The following is a 17,320-nucleotide window of genomic DNA, read 5'->3' as shown; positions in this document are numbered from 1 at the left end:
TTGGAGGGGAGCTTCGCCATGCCCGCAATCGCGCTCGCGCTGCCGAGCGGTGGGTCGTCGGCGGCCGTGCCGGTCGCCGTCCTCGTCGCGGCGGTCCTGCACGCCGTCTGGAACGGGTTGGCGCACCGGATCCAGGACAAGCTGGTCGGCTTCGCCCTGATCAACCTCGCGTACACCGCCTGCGCGGTCGTGCTGGTCGCGCTCAATCCGCTGCCGGCCGCCGCGGCCTGGCCGTACCTCCTGGCCTCGGTGGTGATGCAGGTGGTGTCCCAGCTCCTGCTGCTGCGTGCCTACCAGCTCGGGGACTTCGGGCAGATGTACCCGATCGCCCGGGGGTCGGCGCCGCTGCTGGTGGCGGTGCTGTCCGTGACGGTGCTCGGCCAGGGCCTGGGCGGCGGGGAGCTGCTGGGCGTCCTGGTGATCTCCTGCGGTCTGATCGGGCTGGCCTTCGCCAAGGGGATACCCGGGCGGGCGCAGCTGCCCGCTCTCGGCGCGGCCGCCGGTACCGGCGTGATGATCGCCTCGTACACCGTGCTGGACGGCAGTGGCGTCCGGCAGGCCGGGACCGTCGGCGGCTACGTGGCCTGGCTCTTCCTGCTGCAGGGGCCGAGCCTGGCGCTGATCGCCTGGATCCGGCGGGGTCGCGGTCTGTTCGTCGGGGTCGGCCCGGTGGTACCGGTGGGGATCGCCGGTGGGGTGCTCTCCCTGACCGCCTACGGCCTGGTGGTCTGGGCGCAGTCGCGGGGCAGCCTGGCGGCCGTCGCCGCGCTGCGCGAGACGAGCATCGTGATCGCCGCGCTGATCGCCACGATGGTCTTCCGGGAGCGCCTCGGCCGGCTCCGGATGACCGCCAGTGCCACCGTCCTGGCCGGGATCGCCGTCCTGGAGCTCGCCCGTCCGTAGCGGCGGGTGGGGCGGCTGGGCGGGTGGGCGAGCGGTGGGTTCAGGGGACGACGACCGTCATCGTGCTCCGGGTGAACCGGAAGCCGAGTGAGGTGTACAGGCCGCGAGCCGCGTTTCCCTCGGTCACGGCCAACCCCATCTCCGGGTTTCCGCGTCCGGCGAGGTCGGCCATCACCCGGCGCATGAGGTCGCGGCCGAGCCCGGGGTAGCCGAGGTCGGGATGCCGGAAGAGATGGGCGATCCAGGGCACGCCCTCGAAGTCGGTCACGACGGCGCCGGCCACGACCCGGTCGTCCGGGTCCACCACCAGGGCGCTGGACGGCAGGACGGGGCCGACGATCCTTCCGGCCAGCAGGGTGCGCAGATCCTCGTGCACGGTCCGCGCGTCGTGATCGGGGCGGTGGTCGGGGTGGCCGGGGCCGAACGCCGCGCCCAGCGCCGGGGTGAGCGCCTCGGCATCGCGGTCGCACGGCACGCTGCGGTACCCGTCCCGCAACGGAGTCCGCGCCCAGTCGGGCCACCCGGCAGGCGGTGGATCACCGGCGAGGTCCCGCAGCATGGTGTGGCCGAGCCGGAGCATCCGGGCCCCGCGGCGCAGCAGCCGCTCGCCGAACTCGACGCGGCCGGAGACGATCCAGCCCGACATGTCCGACAGCACGAACTCCACCGGGTCGACGGTGCTGACGGGTCCGTCGACACCGGCCGTCCCGGTGGTCAGCACCTCCAGCGCACTGGCCCAGGGACGCCCCTCCCGTTCACCGCGTCGGTAGCGCACCAGCGGAAGGCCCTCGGTGTCGCGCCCCACCTGCCAGTCCGGTTCTGCCTCGGTCACGCCGGTCCGTCCGATCTCCGGGGAGCAGTCTGCCTCCGCCATGATCGGCGGGCGGCTGCCGGAGATCAAGGGGGCGGCGAGCCGCCGCCCGACCGGCCCGAGGCGGCCCTTCCCTCCTAGTGACTCACCCGGGTCGCGTCCAACCCCACCCCTGGGCCTGGACCCGGCCGGTCAATCGCCCCCCGCAGCAGCGGCGGCGGACCGCCCCGACGGCGCGCCGATGACCACGGGCCCCAGGAGCGATCTCCTGCGGCCCGTACGTGTTCTGACCGGCGGGGCGGGTCTGGCTACTGCCGGCTCCCGCCCGTGCCGTCGCTGCGGTGCAGGCCGCGAACGTGGGCGTGAGACCTGTCCGCTGCGTGTCCGGCTTGAGCACCACGTTGCCGAAGCCACCCGGGAGCTCGGCCTGCCATGCGCCCTGTCTCATCCCATCGCTGCATCGGTGCCATGACTCCGAATCTGCCGGAATCCCTGAGACGGCTGCGCACGGATTCGCGGGGGCCATGTCCCCGACCGATCTCTCTCGCGTTGTATGGTCGTTGAGGGTGTGCCGGAGGAGGCGACTGGTGTATCGAATGCGTGTTGCGGTGGGCTCCGACGCGGGCGCGATTGCCGATCTGGTGCGAGCCCGGTCCGCATGGTTGACGGTGCGCGGTCTGGGTGAGTGTGCGGACATGGCGGAGGTGTACGGCTCGCAGGCGGGTGACCCGACTTTCCCGGTGTGGGTGCTGGAGCACGAGGCCGAAGGGGTCGTCGGCTGCACCACACACTTCGGGAACGAGGCGCTTCCCCCGTGGGGCTTCACCGAGGAGGAGCGCGCCGAGCCGACGCTGTTCCTGGCGACCACCTTCACCGCGCCGAATCCGCACCGGCTGGGCCGGCTGATCGCGTGGTGGTCGCTCGACCACGCCGCTCAGCAGGGCCTTCGCTGGGTGCGTCGGGGTACGGGGCAGGAACAGCTCTCCCGGTACTACCAGGAGGCCCAGGGCTGGGATCTGCTGCGAGTCGCCGAGCGGCACGACGTGAAGGTCTACATGCTGCAACGGCAGGCCGAGCGCGTCCTTGGCTTGGCGGACATGATGGTCGGCCGCGGTCTCTGAGGGACATGCCGGTGGTCCCGGCGGAAACCGCCGGGACCACCGGCGTGCTCAGCGCCGGACGAGCGCGGAGTCGGCGAGGAGTGCGAAGACGACCTCGTGGTCGCCGGCCGCGGGGGCGCCGGCCTCCAGGCGGTCCGCGACGGTGGCCAGTCCGTCCGCGTCGATGAGCGCGGCCTCGATGAGGGGCGAACCGCTGTCGAGGATCGTCCGGATACGGGGTACCCCGTGCCGGCGCATCGCCGTGGTGATGATCTGCCGGAAGTTCTCCGCGATCGGCGGCCGGGCCACCTGCGGAGGCATGCCCGTCCTGCCGATGATCTCGCGCAGGAGTCGCTTCTGCTCCCGCCACTCCAGGGGCGTCCACTCGCAGAACCGGACGAGGAGCGGATCGGTGAGCGGGTGGACGGGCCAGATGCCACGCCGCATGAACGCGGGGCCGCATACGGTCTTGGCCATGAGGGCGGTCTCCGGAACGACCGCAGCTGGTGTGATGGCGGTGTCGATGTCCGGTAGGACGGCCCTGGCGACCGGTCCGAGCCACGGCGGGGTGTCGGGGCGCTCGAAACCTCCCCACCCTCCGTGGTCCTCGGCGGCGGTGGTGGCCATCAGCTCGTCGCCGCCGATCCCGGTGAACACCGCTCGGACGTCGTGGTCGGTGAAGCGGCCGGAGAGGGCGTCGAGCGCGTCGGCGTAGATGTCCTGATAGGGGGAGACCCAGGTGTGGCGGCTGTAGCGGGACGTCGGCCCGTAGGGCAGATGATCGGCGGCCTGGACGGTCACGGACGACCAACCGGATGCGATGTACTCCAGGACGAGCGCGCGGCGCCCGGACTGCTGTACGCCTGGTTCGCCGTCCAGGAGGACCGTCCCCGCAGTCACGCCGGCTCCCAGCGGAGCTGTCCGCAGGGCCAGGGCGACGACGGTGGAGTCCATGCCACCGGAGAGCTGCACAGCGGTCCTGGAGCCCATCCACGGGATCCGCGACAGCGACCGGCCGAGGAGATCCAGGAACAGCGGTACCGGGTCGGCGCCGTCCTGGAGGGTCCGTGCCCGGGAGTGCTCGGCGGGTCCGGGGAACTGGATGGTCAGCGGGCCACCGAGGCCGAAGCGTGCGGTGGCCCGCTCGGTGAGGAGCCGGATGTCCTGCCAGAACGTGGCGGCGGTGTACCGGGTACGCAGGGCGAGGTGACGGGTGACGGCCAAGTGGTCCAGCCGGTTGTGGTCCTGGTGATCACGGAGGTCCATCAGATCCCATGAGCCGTGGAGCACGTCGTCCTGGGTAGCCAGGTACTGGGGGGAGGTGCACTCGGGCCCGGTTGTGATCCTGACGGCCTGTCCCGGGCTCATCTCGACGGTGACCCGGTCACCGTGACTGTCGCGGAGCTCGCGTAGCCGGCGAGCGTACGAGCCAGGCGAAACCTGCTCGACCTCAGGCCGCCTCGGGATGGTGCCGGCCAGTCTGGTGGTGGAGACGAAGGCGGTGCGGATGCCGTCGGTGAAGGCGCTCCGCTCGGTCAGCTCGTGCCGGTATGGGGCGATCCAGGAGGATCCGCAGCGCCAGCGGTCGGCCGCCCACGCCCATGCCCTGTCGGTGGTGATGTCGTCGTGGGTGATGCGGAGGTGCAACATCGCGGCGGTCCTTCGTGCGTCGGGTGGGAACGGGACGCGGACCGGCCGCAGCAGCGGTCGCTGCTGCGGCCGGCACGAGAGTTCGTCAGACGGCCGTGGTGTCGTACGTCTGCACGGAGTCGGAGCTGCCGGCGATCTTCTTGTAGCTGTACCGGTCGGTGGTGTCCATGACCTCGTACGCGGGCTCGTCGTCGAAGATCCGGCCGGCGGCCTCGATGAGCATGGTCTCGTCGGTGATGTTCACGGAGCTGTTCCCTTCGCCTCAGTCGGTTGGCTTCTCCCGCCGACGCGTCTGGCGGGCGCGGGGAAGCCCGGTACCTGCGGGATCGCGGGTACCGGCGGCGGCCCGGGGGTGTTCCTGGATGGCCGGCCGCCGCACAACCAGACAACCGCCAGGTCGGCACTGCGCGTAACCGTCCGGTCATGATCGGGAGTTGAAAGCATTGAATTCAGGGCAGGATGACCCGCATGTCACGGACACGCCGTCAGAACGAGGCGCTGAGAGGCCTTCTGTACGAGGCTGGTTGGGGCTATGGGCAGTTCGCCCGATCCATCAACGCTGCCGGTACGCGCACAGGACTGAGCCTGCGGTACGACAACTCGTCGGTGAGTCACTGGCTGAACGACGGGACGATGCCTCGGCAGGGGACTCGAGACCTGATCCTCGACGTGCTGTCGCTGAGACTCCGACGGCCCGTCACCGCGGCCGACGCCGGGTTCGGGAAGCCGAGGCTTGACGACGAGGGCACTGATCTCATTACTGGACTGATGGACCTGGCGCGCGCGGACATGGACCCTTCCCGACGATCGGTACTCGGTGCAGGCCTCTATTCGGCCGCCGTGGTCGCCGTGCCCGGGTGGCAGGATGTGGTCGGCCGGATCGACATGATCAAGACCAATCCGTCCATGCGCATCGGCCGGCGCGAGGTCGAGTCGGTCATCGCGATGACCGAGCTCATCAGCGGGATCGACGACCAGCAGGGAGGCCGCTACGCGCGGCCCATGGCCGCGACGTTCCTGGTCAACGCCATCGGCCCGTACCTCAAGGCCGAGGCCCCTGACGAGGTCCGCAAGGAGTTGCTGTCGGCCGCCGCCGACCACTGCTACCTGACCGGCTACATGGCCATGGACGAGCGCCTCGACGGCCTGGCCAGTCGGTACTACGTCAAGGCGCTGGAGCTGGCACGGATCGCTGGTGATGAGCTGACGTTCTGCACAACCCTGCGGGGCATGAGCGTCATGCACGGTGACCTCGGCGACGGTCCCACCGCCAGCAGGCTCGCCCAGAGCGCATCCGCGGCCTCTCCCAAGGCAGGCCCGCGGATGCGCGCGTTCCTGGCGGGCCAGGAGGCCCACGCGGCAGCCATCACGGGTGACCGCTCGCTCGCGCTTCTTCGGATCAAGCAGGCCGAAGCGGCGATGGAGAAGGCCGAGTCCCAGGCGAAGGCCCTCGGCTCGTACGACCCATCCGCCCTGCACTACCACATCTCACAAGTCCGGTACGAGCTAGGAGACATGGCCGGGGCGATCGAATCGATGCAGCAGTCCCATCAGATCCGCGAGCCTGTGTTCCGGCGAACCAGGGTGCGGTACGGGGGGATGCTCGCTGAGCGGAAGTTCAAGGCCGGCCGGTTCGAAGAAGCCTTCGCTGACTGGCACCGCATGCTGGATGAGTACCCGCTGATCCAGTCAGGTCGAGCTGACGACCGGTTTCGCGAGATGAAGACGCTGATCCAGCCCTACCTTGGAAATCGTGGCGCTCGGGAGCTCCACGAACGGACCATGTCCGTCAGTTGAACCCGACTCGCCGCCCTACCGGATCGCGGCTGTTCCGTTCCGCGAGTGCGGTGTTCTCGTTCTTCGGGCGGCCGATCCGCGCGATCCGCGGAACGGGTTCGTCGCAGGCCCCAAGGGTCCTCCCGCACCGGGGCCGCGCCGGGTCGTACCCGGCGCGGCCCCGGCCCGGGTGCCTCAGCCCCGGCAGCCCTCCAGCAGCCGTAGCCACACCTCACTGATGGTGGGGTAGGCGGGTACGGCGTGCCAGAGCCGGTTGATCGGCACCTCGCCGACCACCGCGACGGTGGCCGAGTGGAGCAGTTCCGCGACCCCGGGGCCGACGAAGGAGGCGCCGACCAGCACCTGGCGGTCCAGGTCGAAGACCACCCGGGCCCGGCCCCGGTAGTCGTCGCCGTACAGCGAGGCGCCGGCGACGGCGCCCAGGTCGTGGTCGATCGACCGGACCCGCAGCCCGGCCCGCTCGGCGGCCTCCAGCGTCAGGCCGACGGCCGCCACCTCCGGCTCGGTGAAGACGACCTGCGGCGCCCCGGCGCTGTCGGCGGACGCGGCGTGCGCGCCCCAGCGCGCGGTGTCCAACGGCCGCCCCTCGGCGCGCGCGACGATCGCCGCGCCCGCGATCCGGGCCTGGTACTTGCCCTGGTGGGTGAGCAGCGCCCGGTGGTTGACGTCCCCGGCCGCGTACAGCCAGTCGCCGTCGATGCCGAGCACGGTGCAGCTGTCGTCCACGTCCATCCAGGCGCCGGGCTTCAGGCCGACCTGCTCCAGCCCGACATCGGCCGTGCGCGGGGCCCGGCCGGTGGCGTAGAGCACCTCGTCGGCCGTCAGCCGCTCGCCGTCGCCCAGCACGAGGGTCACCCCGGCGCCGTCGACGCGCTCCAGTGACGCCACCTCGGTGCCGAAGCGGAGGTCCACCCCGGCGCTCTTGAGGCCCTCCGCGACCAGCTCGCTCGCGAACGGCTCCATCCGGGGCAGCAGCGCGTCGCCGCGCACCAGCAGGACGACCTCCGAACCGAGCGCGCGCCAGGCGGTGGCCAGCTCCACCCCGACCACGCCGCCGCCGACCACCGCCAGCCGCCCGGGCACGGTGGGTGAGCCGGTCGCCTCCCGGTTGGTCCACGGCCGGGCGTCGGCCAGCCCGGGGACGCCCTCCGGCAGCACCGGCCGGCTGCCGGTGCAGACCGCGACGGCGTGCCGGGCGGTCAGCAGCCGCTCGGTGCCGTCCTCGGCCTCGACCGTGACCGTCCGTTCGCCGGCCAGCCGGCCGTGTCCGCGGACCAGCTCGATGCCGGTGTCGCGGAGCCATTGGACCTGGCCGTCGTCCCGCCAGTGCGAGGTGAACGAGTCGCGGCGGGCCAGTACGGCGGCCGGGTCCAGCGCGCCGCCGCCGACAGCCTCGCGCGCACCGGCCACCGCGCGGGCGGCGGCCAGCGCGGCCACCGGGCGCAGCAGGGCCTTGCTCGGCATGCAGGCCCAGTACGAGCATTCGCCACCGACCAGTTCGGCCTCCACGATCACCGTGCGCAGCCCGGCGGCGGCGGTCCGGTCGGCCACGTTCTCGCCGGTCGGGCCGGCGCCCACCACGATGACGTCGTACTCCTCGGGCGCGGTCGTCATGCGCGGTCCTCCGTCGTGTCGATGGTCACCCCGGCGCGCAGGGCCAGGGTGACGGGCGTGCGTTCGCAGACGTCGAGCAGGCGGGCGCGCTGGGCGTCGTCCAGCGCGCCGGTGAACGCGACCAGGCGTGAGACCCGGCCGCGGCTCCCGTCCGTCTCGTATCCGAGCCTGACCCGGACCGTCTCCAACGGCCACTCCTTGCGCTCCGCGTACATCCGCAGGGTGATCGCGGTGCACGAGCCGAGCGCGCCGAGCAGCAGGGCGAACGGTTCCGGCCCGCTGTCCGAGCCGCCGCGGCGCACCGGCTCGTCCGCGGTCAGCGGGTGCGTGCCGGCCCGCACGTCGACGTGGAACGGCGCGTCGGCGCTGCTGCCGGTCACCACGGCGGTGGTGACCCGCCGGAACTCCGGCGCGGCCGCGGCCGGTTCGGTGCTCGTCGTGCTGGTCGGGGTCTGGCTCATGGCGGGCGGGCCTCGCTCTCGTTCGGTGTCACGGGCGCCCGGGGGCACGGGCGCCGTGGCCATCCTGCGCCGCCCGGGCCGCCGTGCGCAGCCGAACACGCGGGCGAGTGCGCTGTGGGGCAAGCACCCGGGCGCCCACGGAGTGGACCGCCGCCGCCGGGTCACCCCGCCGTGGCGCCCGCCGGTCGGCTCGGTTACGCGAGCTTCGCAAGCTCCGCCAGTACCGCCGCCGTCTCCGCCGGCCGCGAGAACATCGGCCAGTGTCCGGTCGGCAGCTCGCGCAGTTCCCACTCCGGGCCGCCGAGCTGGGAGAAGTACGGATGACCGGAGGCGATCATGGCGCGGACCTGCTCCAGTGGGAACGAGCAGGAGACCAGCGCCTTCGGCAGGGCCGCCCCGGCGCCGGTCAGCCGCAGCGGCTCGGTGAAGGTGGCGGCCGGCTGGTCGGTGGCGCGCTCGCGGACGGCGGCGCGGGTGGCGTCGTCCAGCCCGTCCGCGCTGGTGCCGGAGGCGGCGAACTCCTCCCAGGACGGCATCGGATGCCGGCCGTCGACCAGGGACGCCATGACGCGGGCCCGGTGGTCGGCCTCCCAGAGGTCGCCCAGCGCGGCGCCGTCGGGGACGGGACCGCTGTCGACGTAGACCACGCGCCCGATCCGCTCGGGCATCCGGTCGGCCGCGCCGGTGACCGGGGTGCTGCCGCCGCTGTGCGCGACCAGGACGACGTCCCACAGGTCCTCGCGGGTCAGCAGACCGGTCACGTCGGCGATGTGGTCCTCCAGGCCGACCTCGGGCCCGCCCTCGCCGGAGCGCTCGGCCATCCCGGTGAGGGTCACCGCGTGGACGGTGTGCCCGGCCTCGCGCAGCGGGCGGGCGACGTCGTCCCACGCCCAGGCGCCGAGCCAGAAACCGGGAACGAGTACGAAGGTGCTCATGGGGACCACTCCTTGTCCGGGGGGAATCCGTCAGGAACGACTCTAGGATCGAAGCCGGACAGATTTCGCCCGGATTAATCCGGGATCCGCCCGGCGGCAGTCCCGACCGGGCCCGGCTGTCGGGGAGACCGCCCGCCGGACGCCCGCCCGCCGGACGACGAAGGAGAGCCGATGAACCACCCGGTCAGCCGTGTCCTCGCGCTGCTGGAACTGCTCCAGGCCCGGCCCGGCCTCACCGGCGCGGAGCTGGCCGCCCGCCTGGAGGTGGACGAGCGCACGGTGCGCCGGTACGCGGCCCGGCTGGCCGACCTCGGCATCCCCGTCCAGGCCGACCGGGGCCGGTACGGCGGCTACCGGCTGCGCCCCGGCTTCCGGCTGCCGCCGCTGATGCTCACCGCGGACGAGGCGGCCTCGGTGGTGCTCGGGCTGCTGGCCGGTCGCCGGTCGGGGCTGTCGGTGGGGGAGCAGGCCGCCGAGTCGGCGCTCGCCAAGATCCAACGGGTGCTGCCGGCGGAGCTGCGCGAGCGGGTCGCGGCGGTGGAGCAGACGCTCGGGCTGACCTCGGCGCCCGCCGCCGGCCCGAGCCCGGCCGCCACCGCGCTGTTCGCGCTCGCCGAGGCGGCCCGCCGCCGGCGCCGGGTCCGGCTCGCCTACCGTGACCGGCTGGGCGAGCCGAGCGAGCGCGACTTCGACCCGTACGGGCTGGTCTTCCACTCGGGCCGCTGGTACACCACCGGGCTGGACCACCGCAGCGGCGAACTGCGGACCTTCCGGCTGGACCGGATCGCGACCGCCGAACCGGGCGAGACCGGCTTCGAGCCGCCGGAGGGCTTCGACCCGGTCCAGCGGGTGGTGGAGTCGCTGGCCTCGGTGCCGTGGACGCACGAGGTGGAGGTCGTCCTCACGACCACCCTCGCCGAGGCCCGGCAGCGCATCCCGCCGGTCCTCGGGACGCTCACCGGGACGGACGACGGCCGCGTGCTGCTGCGGGCCCGGGCCCAGCACCTCGACGGGTTCGCGGTGATGCTGGCGGGGCTGGGCTTCCCGTTCACCGTCCGCCGTCCGGACGCGCTGCGGGGAGAGGTCCGGGCGCTCGCCGCCCGGCTCGCCGGGTGGGCCGAACCGGGATAGCGCCCGCCTGGCCCTCCGCGCCGCTGTCCCGGGCGCGCCCGACTGTCGGGCGCGCGCCCGCCCGGACCTCCGCGCCGCCATCCTGGGCGCGCCTGACTGTCGGGTACGCGCCCGCCCGGCCCTCCGTACCGCCATCCCGGCGCGCCTGACCGTCGGGTACGCGCCCGCCCGACGGTGCCCGTGCCCCTCAGTGCACGGCCGGCGCGAGTTCGTCCGCGCCGGCCCGGTCCGCCACGGCTCCGTCGCGCATCAGCCGCTGCGGGCGGCGGACCAGCAGATAGCCGAGCCCCGCCAGGGTCACCAGGCCGACGCCGAGCACGGCGGCCCACACCTGGTACCAGGGCGCGCCGGGCGGTGCCAGGATGCCGCGCGGCCAGCAGATGTTGACCACCTCCAGGCCGGTCCACAGCACCGCCAGGGCGTTGATCACCGTCCCGGCGCGCCCGTACGAGACCTGGCCGGCCGGCCGCCAGACGCCGCGCAGCCGGGCGAGCAGCGCGGCCAGGCTGAGCAGGAAGAACGGCAGGAAGGTCGCGGCCGTACCGAAGGTGATCAGACTGCCCATCGCGGTGGACTCCAGCCCGAGCGGCAGCGCGGCCGAGCTGACCACGGTGGCCGCGACCAGCCCGCCGATCGGCGCCCGGTGCCGGTTGACCCGGCGGACCTGGTTGGCGAACGGGAAGACGCCGTCCCGGGCCAGCGAGTAGAGGCCGCGGGCGGCGCCGCCCTGCGAGGCCAGCAGGCAGGCGGTGAACGAGATCAGGACGACCACCACGAACGGCTTGGCCGACCAGTCGCCGAAGGCCGAGGTGACGGCGGTGGTGACCGGGTCGAGGTCCTCGCCGCGCACCACGGCGGCCGGGTCGGGGTGGGCGAGTTCCACGGCGACGGCGTTCAGGATCACCACGACGCCCACGCTCAGCAGCGCCCACCACATCGCCCGCAGCACCTGCCGGCCCGCGTCCCTGGTCTCCTCGGCGGTGGAGACGCACGCGTCGAAGCCGATGAACGCCCAGCCGCCGACGGCGATCACGGCCAGGAAGGCCGCTCCGGTGGAGACCCCGGCGGTGGCGGGGGCGTCCAGCAGGTCGGTGAGCAGGCCGAGGCCGTGTGCCCGGAAGAGCAGCAGCAGTGCCAGACCGACCAGGACGGAGGCGACCGTCTCGGCGGCGATGCCCAGCGAGACGAACCGGCGCAGCACGTTGACGCCGTAGGCGTTGACCAGGGTGCAGACGAGCAGGAACGCCGCCGACACCAGCACCAGTCGCGCGGGTGTCGGGGTCAGTCCGAAGAGGGCGAAGAACCAGGGCGAGGCCAGGTAGGCGACGGTGGTGTTGGCGAACATCACCGCGAACTGCCACATCCAGCCGGTCAGCCAGGCGAAGGTCGGCCCGGTGAGGCGGCGGCTCCACTGGTAGGCGCCGCCGGCCAGCGGCCACTGGGAGGCGAGTTCGGAGTAGACCGCCACCACCAGCATCTGGCCGAGCAGGCAGACCGGCAGCGCCCAGACCCAGGCGCCGCCGGCCACGCCGAGGCCCACCTGGCCGACGGCGTAGAGGCCGACCACGGGGGAGACCACGGCGAAGCCCATCGAGATGTTGCCGAGCACACCGAGGCTGCGACGCAGTTCCTGGCGGTAGCCGAGGGCGGCGAGCCGTTCGGCGTCCGTCCCGGCGGCGTCCGTCCCGGCGGGAGCCGGGGGCGCGTCGCTGCCGGGGGCGGTGCCGGGCGTCCGGCCGCCGCGGGCTCTCGGGAGGTTGTCGGTCATGGGGCGTCCACCTTGCCGTCGCCCGTGGTGAACCCCTCGGACGGGCCCGCCACAGAAAACTAACTTTGTTAGTCAGGGACGGTAACCCCCTGGCCGGGGCATGGGAAGAGTCGAGACCAGGCTGTAATACCGTGGGGCGACGCAGCGGGCAGGGAGGGGCGAAGGGCGTGGGACGACCGACCAGGGCATTGCTGAGCAGGGAGATCATCGCCAGGGCCGCGCTCGACGTGGTCGACGAACAGGGCTCCGACGGTCTCACCATGCGCGCCGTCGCCGACCGGCTCGGGGTGAAGGCGGCCTCGCTCTACAACCACGTGAGCGGCAAGGACGACGTGATCGACGGGCTCGCCCAACTCGTCAACGCCGAGATCGACCTCGGCCCGCTCGGCGGCACCGCCGGCGGCGACTGGCGGCCCGGCCTCACCACCTACGTCCGCGGCTACCGCGCCGCCTTCCTGCGACACCCCCACACCATCGCGCTGCTCGCCCGCCGCCGGGTCGAGGCCGAACAGCAACTGCTGGGCTACGAGGCCCTGCTCGGCGCGCTGGGCCGGGCCGGTCTGGCGCCCGCCGACGCCGCCGAGGCCGCGGCAGCGATCGACTACCTGGTGCTCGGCTCCGCCCTGGAGACCTTCAGCGCCGGCTTCACCCGCTCCTCGACGGACTACCGGCCCCGCTATCCGGCGCTGGCCGGCGCGCTGGAGGCCTCCGCCGAACGCGGTGGCGGCCCGGGCACCGGGGTGCCCGGGCTCGACGAACGCGGCTTCGAACTCGCCCTGCGGCTGCTCCTGGACGGCCTCGCGGCCCGTCTCGCGGCGGCCTGACCGGACGGTCCCGGGTCACGGCGCGGGCCGGCCCGGACCGGCGGCGGGCCCGCGGTCCGGGCGCGCCGGAAACGCCGACGGGCCCGGGGGCACCTGCCACCCGGGCCTACCGCCTGCCGTCGAGAGACCATCCGCACCGCGCGGCGGGCCGGCCGGAAACGCCCTGGCCGTTCGCACCGCGTGGGGCCGTTCGCGTCGCCGGGTCTTCCCGGCGCCCCGGACCGCCGCCGACCGGTCAGGCCTCGTGGCCGCCGTTCTGCTCCGCCGCCACCTTGCGCTTCACCTCGTCCATGTCCAGCTTGCGCGCCTGCCCGATCAGGTCCTCGAAGACCGCCTCCGGCAGCGCACCCGCCTGCGAGAAGACCAGCACACCCTCACGGATGATCGCCAGCGTCGGGATCGACTGGATGCCGAAGGCGGCGGCCAGCTCCTGCTGCGCCTCGGTGTCGACCTTGGCGAAGACCAGGTCCGAGTGACGCTCGGCCGCCTTCTCGTACACCGGGGCGAACTGCCGGCACGGGCCGCACCAGGCCGCCCAGAAGTCGATGAAGACGAAGTCCTTGCCATCCTGGCCAGGGACGATGTCGTCGAAGTTCTCCTTGGTCAGCTCGACCGTGTTGCTCATCTCGCGGTTCCTGCCCTTCCGGGGGTGGCGGCTCAGGCCATCTGCCCGGCACAACCCCGACCACCCGCGCACTATTCCGAGGATTCCCGGCCGCGCGTTGAGCACCCCGCCGCCGGTACCCGTACAGGTGGGTGTCCGCGCCAGCGCGGTACGAACAGCGCGGCCCGCGTCCGAGCGGCCGTGCGCGTCCAGCGGGGGAGAAGCACCTATGCGCAGCAACAGTCGTACCAACCGGATCGCCGTGCTCGCCGCGTCCGGGATCGCCGTGGCGGCCCTGGTGGCCGGCTGCGGGTCGTCCGGTTCCGGCGGCACGGCGTCCTCCACGCCCGCCGGCTCCGGCGCGGCCTCGACCGCACCCGCGACGCCGGGCGGCTCCGGCAGCGCGGCCCCCGCCACCCTGAACACGGCCACCGATCCCAAGCTCGGCACCATCGTGACCGACGGTGCCGGGTTCACCCTCTACCGCTTCGACCAGGACACCGCGCAGCCCCCGATGTCCCATTGCAACGGCAACTGCGCCTCGCTCTGGCCACCCGTCCCGGCCGGCGGCTCGGTCACCGTCAAGGGCATCGACAGCAAGCTGGTCGGCACCGTCACCCGGGCCGACGGCAGCAAGCAGATCACCCTGAACGGCTGGCCGGCCTACCGCTACGCGCCCGACAAGCAGCCCGGTGACACCAAGGGTCAGGGTGTCGGCGGCACCTGGTTCGCGCTGACCCCGGCCGGTGGCAAGGCGGGCGTCGCGAGTTCCACGCCGAGTGCGCCCGCCACCCCCGGCGGTGGCTACTGACCCGCCCCGACGACGGTCCGGACCGGATGTGAGCCCTCGACCCGGAGGTGCGGGTGCGCGAAAATGACGTCGTGACCGACGAGCGCCGCGGTGGCGGTGCGGCCGCCCGCGGCGGCGGCGCAGCCCCGGACGAAGAGCTGATGCGCGCCCTGTACCACGAGCACGCGGGGCCGCTCCTCGGCTTCGTCCTCCACCTGGTCGCGGGCGACCGGCAGCGCGCCGAGGACGTGGTGCAGGAGACGCTGGTCCGGGCCTGGCGCAACATCGACCGGCTGGACCCGGCCGGCGGCTCGCTGCGGCCGTGGCTGGTGACGGTCGCGCGACGGATCGTCATCGACGGTCACCGCAGCAGCCTGGCCCGGCCGCGCGAGGTGGACCCGGCGCCGCTGGAGCTGCTGCCCGCGGCGGACGAACTCGACCGCGCGCTGCGGTTGATGACCATCTCGGAGGCGCTCGGGGACCTCTCGGAGGCACATCGGCAGGTCATCGTGGAAACCTACTTCAAGAGCCGCACGGTGAACGAGGCGGCCGCCGAACTCGGCATCCCGGCCGGTACCGTACGGTCGCGGGTCTTCTACGCACTGCGCTCGCTCAAGCTCGCGCTGGAGGAACGGGGAGTGACATCGTGACATCGTCCGAGCCCGGACCGACCGGCCCCGAGCAGGACCGCGCCCCCGGCGGCGAGCACCTCGACGTCGGTGCCCATGTCCTCGGCCTGCTCGACCCGGCCGAGCGCGTCGCCTTCGCGGCGCACCTGGCCGACTGCCCGCGGTGCGCCCGCGCAGTGGACGAACTCGGCTTCATGGAGCCGATGCTGGCCGAGTACGCGGCCTCCGCCGAGGCCGCCGGGATCGATCCGGCCGGGCCGGCGCCCCGGCCGGACGCCGAGCTGCTGGGGCGGCTGGTCGCCGAGGTCTCGGCCGGCCGTCGCCGGGGGAGGGTCCGGCGGCTGGTCCTGGTCGCGGTCGCGGCGGTCATGGTGGTGGCCGGCCCGGCCGTCACCGTCGCCGTGGTGACGGCGGACTCCGCGCCCGGCGTGGTCGCCGTCGCCTCCCAGCAGTTCGCCGCCACCGACCCGACCACCGGCGCCCATGCCGTCGTCGGCGTCGACGGCAAGGGGTGGGGCAGCCAGGTCAGCCTCGAACTCTCCAACGTCCGGGGCCCGTTGAGCTGTGACCTGGTCGCGGTCTCGCACACCGGCGAGCGTCAGACGGTGACCACCTGGAGCGTCCCGGCCGCCGGTTACGGGCCGACCGGCGCCGGGCCGGCGGCGCTGCGGACCAGCGGTGGCACGGGCCTCCGGCCCACCGACATCGACCACTTCGAGATCCGCACGCTGGACGGCGCAACCGTCCTGGTCACCGTCCCGGTGCACCCGGCCTGAGCGGGGCGGGGGTGCGGGGCCCGCGCCGCGGGCGCGGGCGGGGTGGCCGCTCGCGGCTCCGGGCCGTGCGCCCGACAGCTCCGGGGCCGTAAAGCCCTACGGCTCCTCGGCCAGGCCCAGCGCGCGGGCGAGGGCGGCCGCCAGCGGCGCGCGGCGGTCGGGGAGTTGCCGCGCGGCCCAGGCGTCGGCCAGCCGCAGGAAGCCGGTGAGGTCGCGCTCCGCCCCGGCCACGAGGCGGCGCAGCTCGGCGAGCGGCAGTTCGATGGCGGGACCGTCCCCGGCGGAGGTGTCGGGCGTCAACCGCACCGTCGTGCCCTCACGTCGGGCCTCCGGGGTGGGGCTGTGGCCGAAGTGGACCACGCCCTCGCCGTCCAGCACCTCGAACCAGTCGTGCCACTCCTCCAGGCCGTTGCAGCAGCCCGGGAGCAGCGTGGTGCCGGTGGCGGGGTCTGCCACCCGGAAGCCGCCGGGAGCGGCCGGGTACTCCGAGGTCAGCAGCCCGCGCAGGAAGTCGCCGACCGGATCGGCGGGCCGGGCCGACCGTTCGTCGGCGCCGGGTTCGACCTCGTTGTGGTCCGCGATGTGCATCACCGCCGTACCGACGTCCGCCGGGCTCATCGTGGCGTTCAGCGCGAGGAAGCCGTACGGCAGGTAGTCGCCGACGGGCCAGAGGGCGAAGGCGTCGCGGCCGGGAGTCTCCAGGACGGGCTGCATCTCGATCACCGGGGGAGTCTGCCGGATCGGCGGCCGGTCCCGCTCCCCTTGACCCGGGCCGTGCCGACCCGGGCCGGCCCGGGTTCGTCGATCAGGGTCGGACCGAGGGGGATCACGGCGCCCATGCCGAGCAGGACGAGCAGGTCGACCAGGTCCGGGTGCCTTTCCCCATGACGGCCGCACCTCTCCTTGGACGCGTTCAAACTCTTGCGCCCGTGACTGTACGCCGCTCAATTGAACGTGTTCAAGCCTGCCCGGAGCCGCCTCGTCTGGTGTTCGCGGCGGGGGCGGCGCACCCTGGAGGAGGAATCCCCGGAGGTGATCCGCCATGCAGACACTCGTCGGTTGGCACATCGAGATGGAGTTCCGCGAGGAGGGGGCGCGGACGGCCGCCGCCGCCCTGCTGAGGCTCGGCGACGGATCGGAGATCCGCGCCCACGGCTACACCAGCCGCCACCCGTCGGATCCGGAGCAGCTGCGCGTCGGCGAGGAGATCGCCGCCGCCCGGGCGCTCAACGATCTCGCCTCGCAGCTTCTCACCAAGGCCCACGGCGAGATCCAGGAGGTCAGCCCGGTCCCGACCCACCCGCTGTCGTGACGGCGCCGGACGCCGGCGGCGGGCCCGCCGCCGAGGAACCCCGCAGGACGCGCATCCCGCTGATCTGCCCGCGGTGCGGGCACGAGCAGCAGGTCGTCCCCGGCGGTCCCGGCCGTGCGGTGCGGGTGGTGCACGTCGGGACCGGCCGGGAGGCCTGCGAGCCGGGCGACCTCGCCAAGGCCCCGGGCGACGTGACCTGAGCGCGGCCGGGCGGA

19 protein-coding genes are annotated in these 17,320 nt (G+C 73.6%); 10 read left to right on the top strand and 9 right to left on the bottom strand.

The window, feature by feature from the left end; all coding sequences use genetic code 11:
- The first annotated feature begins 18 nt into the window (after window positions 1-18).
- Window positions 19-903, top strand: coding sequence for an EamA family transporter (locus tag ACIQTO_RS04845; protein ID WP_402382919.1), 885 nt, complete (start codon window positions 19-21; stop codon window positions 901-903).
- A gap of 40 nt (window positions 904-943) precedes the next feature.
- Here the strand turns inward: ACIQTO_RS04845 and ACIQTO_RS04840 are convergent, their stop codons facing one another.
- A complete protein-coding gene (locus ACIQTO_RS04840) occupies window positions 944-1,735 on the bottom strand; it encodes a GNAT family N-acetyltransferase (protein ID WP_402382916.1) in 792 nt (263 codons plus the stop codon).
- 566 nt (window positions 1,736-2,301) lie between these two features.
- Here ACIQTO_RS04840 and ACIQTO_RS04835 point away from each other — a divergent pair.
- A complete protein-coding gene (locus tag ACIQTO_RS04835) occupies window positions 2,302-2,835 on the top strand; it encodes a GNAT family N-acetyltransferase (RefSeq protein ID WP_402382913.1) in 534 nt (177 codons plus the stop codon).
- Between the two features lie 48 nt (window positions 2,836-2,883).
- On the opposite strand, the gene ACIQTO_RS04830 is transcribed toward ACIQTO_RS04835, so the two are convergent.
- The gene (locus ACIQTO_RS04830) at window positions 2,884-4,464 is read right to left on the bottom strand and encodes an asparagine synthase-related protein (RefSeq protein WP_402382910.1); all 1,581 of its coding nucleotides are present in this window, start codon (window positions 4,462-4,464) and stop codon (window positions 2,884-2,886) included.
- An 85-nt stretch (window positions 4,465-4,549) separates the two neighbouring features.
- Window positions 4,550-4,708 carry a hypothetical protein gene (locus tag ACIQTO_RS04825; RefSeq protein WP_402382907.1) on the bottom strand — a complete coding sequence of 53 codons (159 nt, stop codon included), beginning with the start codon at window positions 4,706-4,708 and terminating at the stop codon, window positions 4,550-4,552.
- A 224-nt stretch (window positions 4,709-4,932) separates the two neighbouring features.
- Here ACIQTO_RS04825 and ACIQTO_RS04820 point away from each other — a divergent pair, with 224 nt between their 5' ends.
- Window positions 4,933-6,261: a tetratricopeptide repeat protein gene (locus ACIQTO_RS04820; protein ID WP_402382905.1), complete on the top strand. Its 1,329-nt coding sequence runs from the start codon at window positions 4,933-4,935 to the stop codon at window positions 6,259-6,261.
- A gap of 174 nt (window positions 6,262-6,435) precedes the next feature.
- Here ACIQTO_RS04820 and ACIQTO_RS04815 read toward each other — a convergent pair whose 3' ends face one another.
- The 3 genes from ACIQTO_RS04815 to ACIQTO_RS04805 all read right to left on the bottom strand — a co-directional run bounded on the left by ACIQTO_RS04815 (window position 6,436) and on the right by ACIQTO_RS04805 (window position 9,271).
- On the bottom strand, window positions 6,436-7,875 hold the full coding sequence (locus ACIQTO_RS04815) for a dihydrolipoyl dehydrogenase family protein (protein WP_402382902.1): 1,440 nt from the start codon (window positions 7,873-7,875) through the stop codon (window positions 6,436-6,438).
- Complete coding sequence (locus tag ACIQTO_RS04810; protein WP_402382899.1) at window positions 7,872-8,336, bottom strand: OsmC family protein; 465 nt, start codon at window positions 8,334-8,336, stop codon at window positions 7,872-7,874. Before ACIQTO_RS04810 ends, ACIQTO_RS04815 begins: the two co-directional genes overlap by 4 nt.
- A 194-nt stretch (window positions 8,337-8,530) precedes the next feature.
- Window positions 8,531-9,271, bottom strand: coding sequence for an alpha/beta fold hydrolase (locus tag ACIQTO_RS04805; protein WP_402382896.1), 741 nt, complete (start codon window positions 9,269-9,271; stop codon window positions 8,531-8,533).
- 171 nt (window positions 9,272-9,442) lie between these two features.
- Here ACIQTO_RS04805 and ACIQTO_RS04800 point away from each other — a divergent pair, with 171 nt between their 5' ends.
- Window positions 9,443-10,402, top strand: a complete 960-nt coding sequence (locus ACIQTO_RS04800) for a helix-turn-helix transcriptional regulator (RefSeq protein ID WP_402382893.1) — start codon at window positions 9,443-9,445, stop codon at window positions 10,400-10,402.
- 187 nt (window positions 10,403-10,589) lie between these two features.
- Here ACIQTO_RS04800 and ACIQTO_RS04795 read toward each other — a convergent pair whose 3' ends face one another.
- On the bottom strand, window positions 10,590-12,170 hold the full coding sequence (locus tag ACIQTO_RS04795; protein WP_402382891.1) for an APC family permease: 1,581 nt from the start codon (window positions 12,168-12,170) through the stop codon (window positions 10,590-10,592).
- Window positions 12,171-12,337: 167 nt separating this feature from the next.
- On the opposite strand from ACIQTO_RS04795, the gene ACIQTO_RS04790 reads away from it, so the two are divergent.
- A complete protein-coding gene (locus ACIQTO_RS04790) occupies window positions 12,338-12,994 on the top strand; it encodes a TetR/AcrR family transcriptional regulator (RefSeq protein ID WP_402382888.1) in 657 nt (218 codons plus the stop codon).
- Between the two features lie 235 nt (window positions 12,995-13,229).
- Here the strand turns inward: ACIQTO_RS04790 and trxA are convergent, their stop codons facing one another.
- Window positions 13,230-13,619, bottom strand: coding sequence for a thioredoxin (gene trxA / locus ACIQTO_RS04785; RefSeq protein ID WP_380573004.1), 390 nt, complete (start codon window positions 13,617-13,619; stop codon window positions 13,230-13,232).
- Between the two features lie 208 nt (window positions 13,620-13,827).
- Here trxA and ACIQTO_RS04780 point away from each other — a divergent pair, with 208 nt between their 5' ends.
- From ACIQTO_RS04780 to ACIQTO_RS04770, 3 genes are all read left to right on the top strand, one after another.
- Window positions 13,828-14,409 (top strand): hypothetical protein, encoded by a 582-nt coding sequence (locus ACIQTO_RS04780; protein ID WP_402382886.1) that lies wholly within the window; start codon window positions 13,828-13,830, stop codon window positions 14,407-14,409.
- 71 nt (window positions 14,410-14,480) lie between these two features.
- The gene (locus tag ACIQTO_RS04775; RefSeq protein ID WP_402382883.1) at window positions 14,481-15,038 is read left to right on the top strand and encodes a sigma-70 family RNA polymerase sigma factor; all 558 of its coding nucleotides are present in this window, start codon (window positions 14,481-14,483) and stop codon (window positions 15,036-15,038) included.
- Complete coding sequence (locus ACIQTO_RS04770; protein ID WP_402382880.1) at window positions 15,035-15,793, top strand: zf-HC2 domain-containing protein; 759 nt, start codon at window positions 15,035-15,037, stop codon at window positions 15,791-15,793. The genes ACIQTO_RS04775 and ACIQTO_RS04770 overlap by 4 nt, the downstream gene beginning before the upstream one ends.
- A gap of 96 nt (window positions 15,794-15,889) precedes the next feature.
- Here ACIQTO_RS04770 and ACIQTO_RS04765 read toward each other — a convergent pair whose 3' ends face one another.
- Window positions 15,890-16,507 (bottom strand): hypothetical protein, encoded by a 618-nt coding sequence (locus ACIQTO_RS04765; protein WP_402384214.1) that lies wholly within the window; start codon window positions 16,505-16,507, stop codon window positions 15,890-15,892.
- Window positions 16,508-16,835: 328 nt separating this feature from the next.
- On the opposite strand from ACIQTO_RS04765, the gene ACIQTO_RS04760 reads away from it, so the two are divergent.
- Window positions 16,836-17,105: a DUF1876 domain-containing protein gene (locus tag ACIQTO_RS04760; protein WP_402382878.1), complete on the top strand. Its 270-nt coding sequence runs from the start codon at window positions 16,836-16,838 to the stop codon at window positions 17,103-17,105.
- Window positions 17,102-17,305 (top strand): hypothetical protein, encoded by a 204-nt coding sequence (locus tag ACIQTO_RS04755; protein ID WP_402382875.1) that lies wholly within the window; start codon window positions 17,102-17,104, stop codon window positions 17,303-17,305. Before ACIQTO_RS04760 ends, ACIQTO_RS04755 begins: the two co-directional genes overlap by 4 nt.
- Window positions 17,306-17,320: the final 15 nt, after the last annotated feature.

The organism is Kitasatospora sp. NPDC091207 (genome assembly GCF_044768625.1).
Lineage (GTDB): Bacteria > Actinomycetota > Actinomycetes > Streptomycetales > Streptomycetaceae > Kitasatospora.
This window is presented reverse-complemented; position numbering and strand designations above follow the sequence as displayed.

What these genes read in the sequence shown, in the direction of transcription:
- ACIQTO_RS04845 (WP_402382919.1), top strand. Translation starts at nt 19, where the DNA reads ATGCCCGCAATCGCGCTCGCGCTGCCGAGCGGTGGGTCGTCGGCGGCC.
- ACIQTO_RS04830 (WP_402382910.1), bottom strand. Translation starts at nt 4,464, where the DNA reads ATGTTGCACCTCCGCATCACCCACGACGACATCACCACCGACAGGGCA.
- ACIQTO_RS04820 (WP_402382905.1), top strand. Translation starts at nt 4,933, where the DNA reads ATGTCACGGACACGCCGTCAGAACGAGGCGCTGAGAGGCCTTCTGTAC.
- ACIQTO_RS04815 (WP_402382902.1), bottom strand. Translation starts at nt 7,875, where the DNA reads ATGACGACCGCGCCCGAGGAGTACGACGTCATCGTGGTGGGCGCCGGC.
- ACIQTO_RS04810 (WP_402382899.1), bottom strand. Translation starts at nt 8,336, where the DNA reads ATGAGCCAGACCCCGACCAGCACGACGAGCACCGAACCGGCCGCGGCC.
- ACIQTO_RS04805 (WP_402382896.1), bottom strand. Translation starts at nt 9,271, where the DNA reads ATGAGCACCTTCGTACTCGTTCCCGGTTTCTGGCTCGGCGCCTGGGCG.
- ACIQTO_RS04800 (WP_402382893.1), top strand. Translation starts at nt 9,443, where the DNA reads ATGAACCACCCGGTCAGCCGTGTCCTCGCGCTGCTGGAACTGCTCCAG.
- ACIQTO_RS04795 (WP_402382891.1), bottom strand. Translation starts at nt 12,170, where the DNA reads ATGACCGACAACCTCCCGAGAGCCCGCGGCGGCCGGACGCCCGGCACC.
- trxA (WP_380573004.1), bottom strand. Translation starts at nt 13,619, where the DNA reads ATGAGCAACACGGTCGAGCTGACCAAGGAGAACTTCGACGACATCGTC.
- ACIQTO_RS04780 (WP_402382886.1), top strand. Translation starts at nt 13,828, where the DNA reads ATGCGCAGCAACAGTCGTACCAACCGGATCGCCGTGCTCGCCGCGTCC.
- ACIQTO_RS04765 (WP_402384214.1), bottom strand. Translation starts at nt 16,507, where the DNA reads ATGCAGCCCGTCCTGGAGACTCCCGGCCGCGACGCCTTCGCCCTCTGG.
- ACIQTO_RS04760 (WP_402382878.1), top strand. Translation starts at nt 16,836, where the DNA reads ATGCAGACACTCGTCGGTTGGCACATCGAGATGGAGTTCCGCGAGGAG.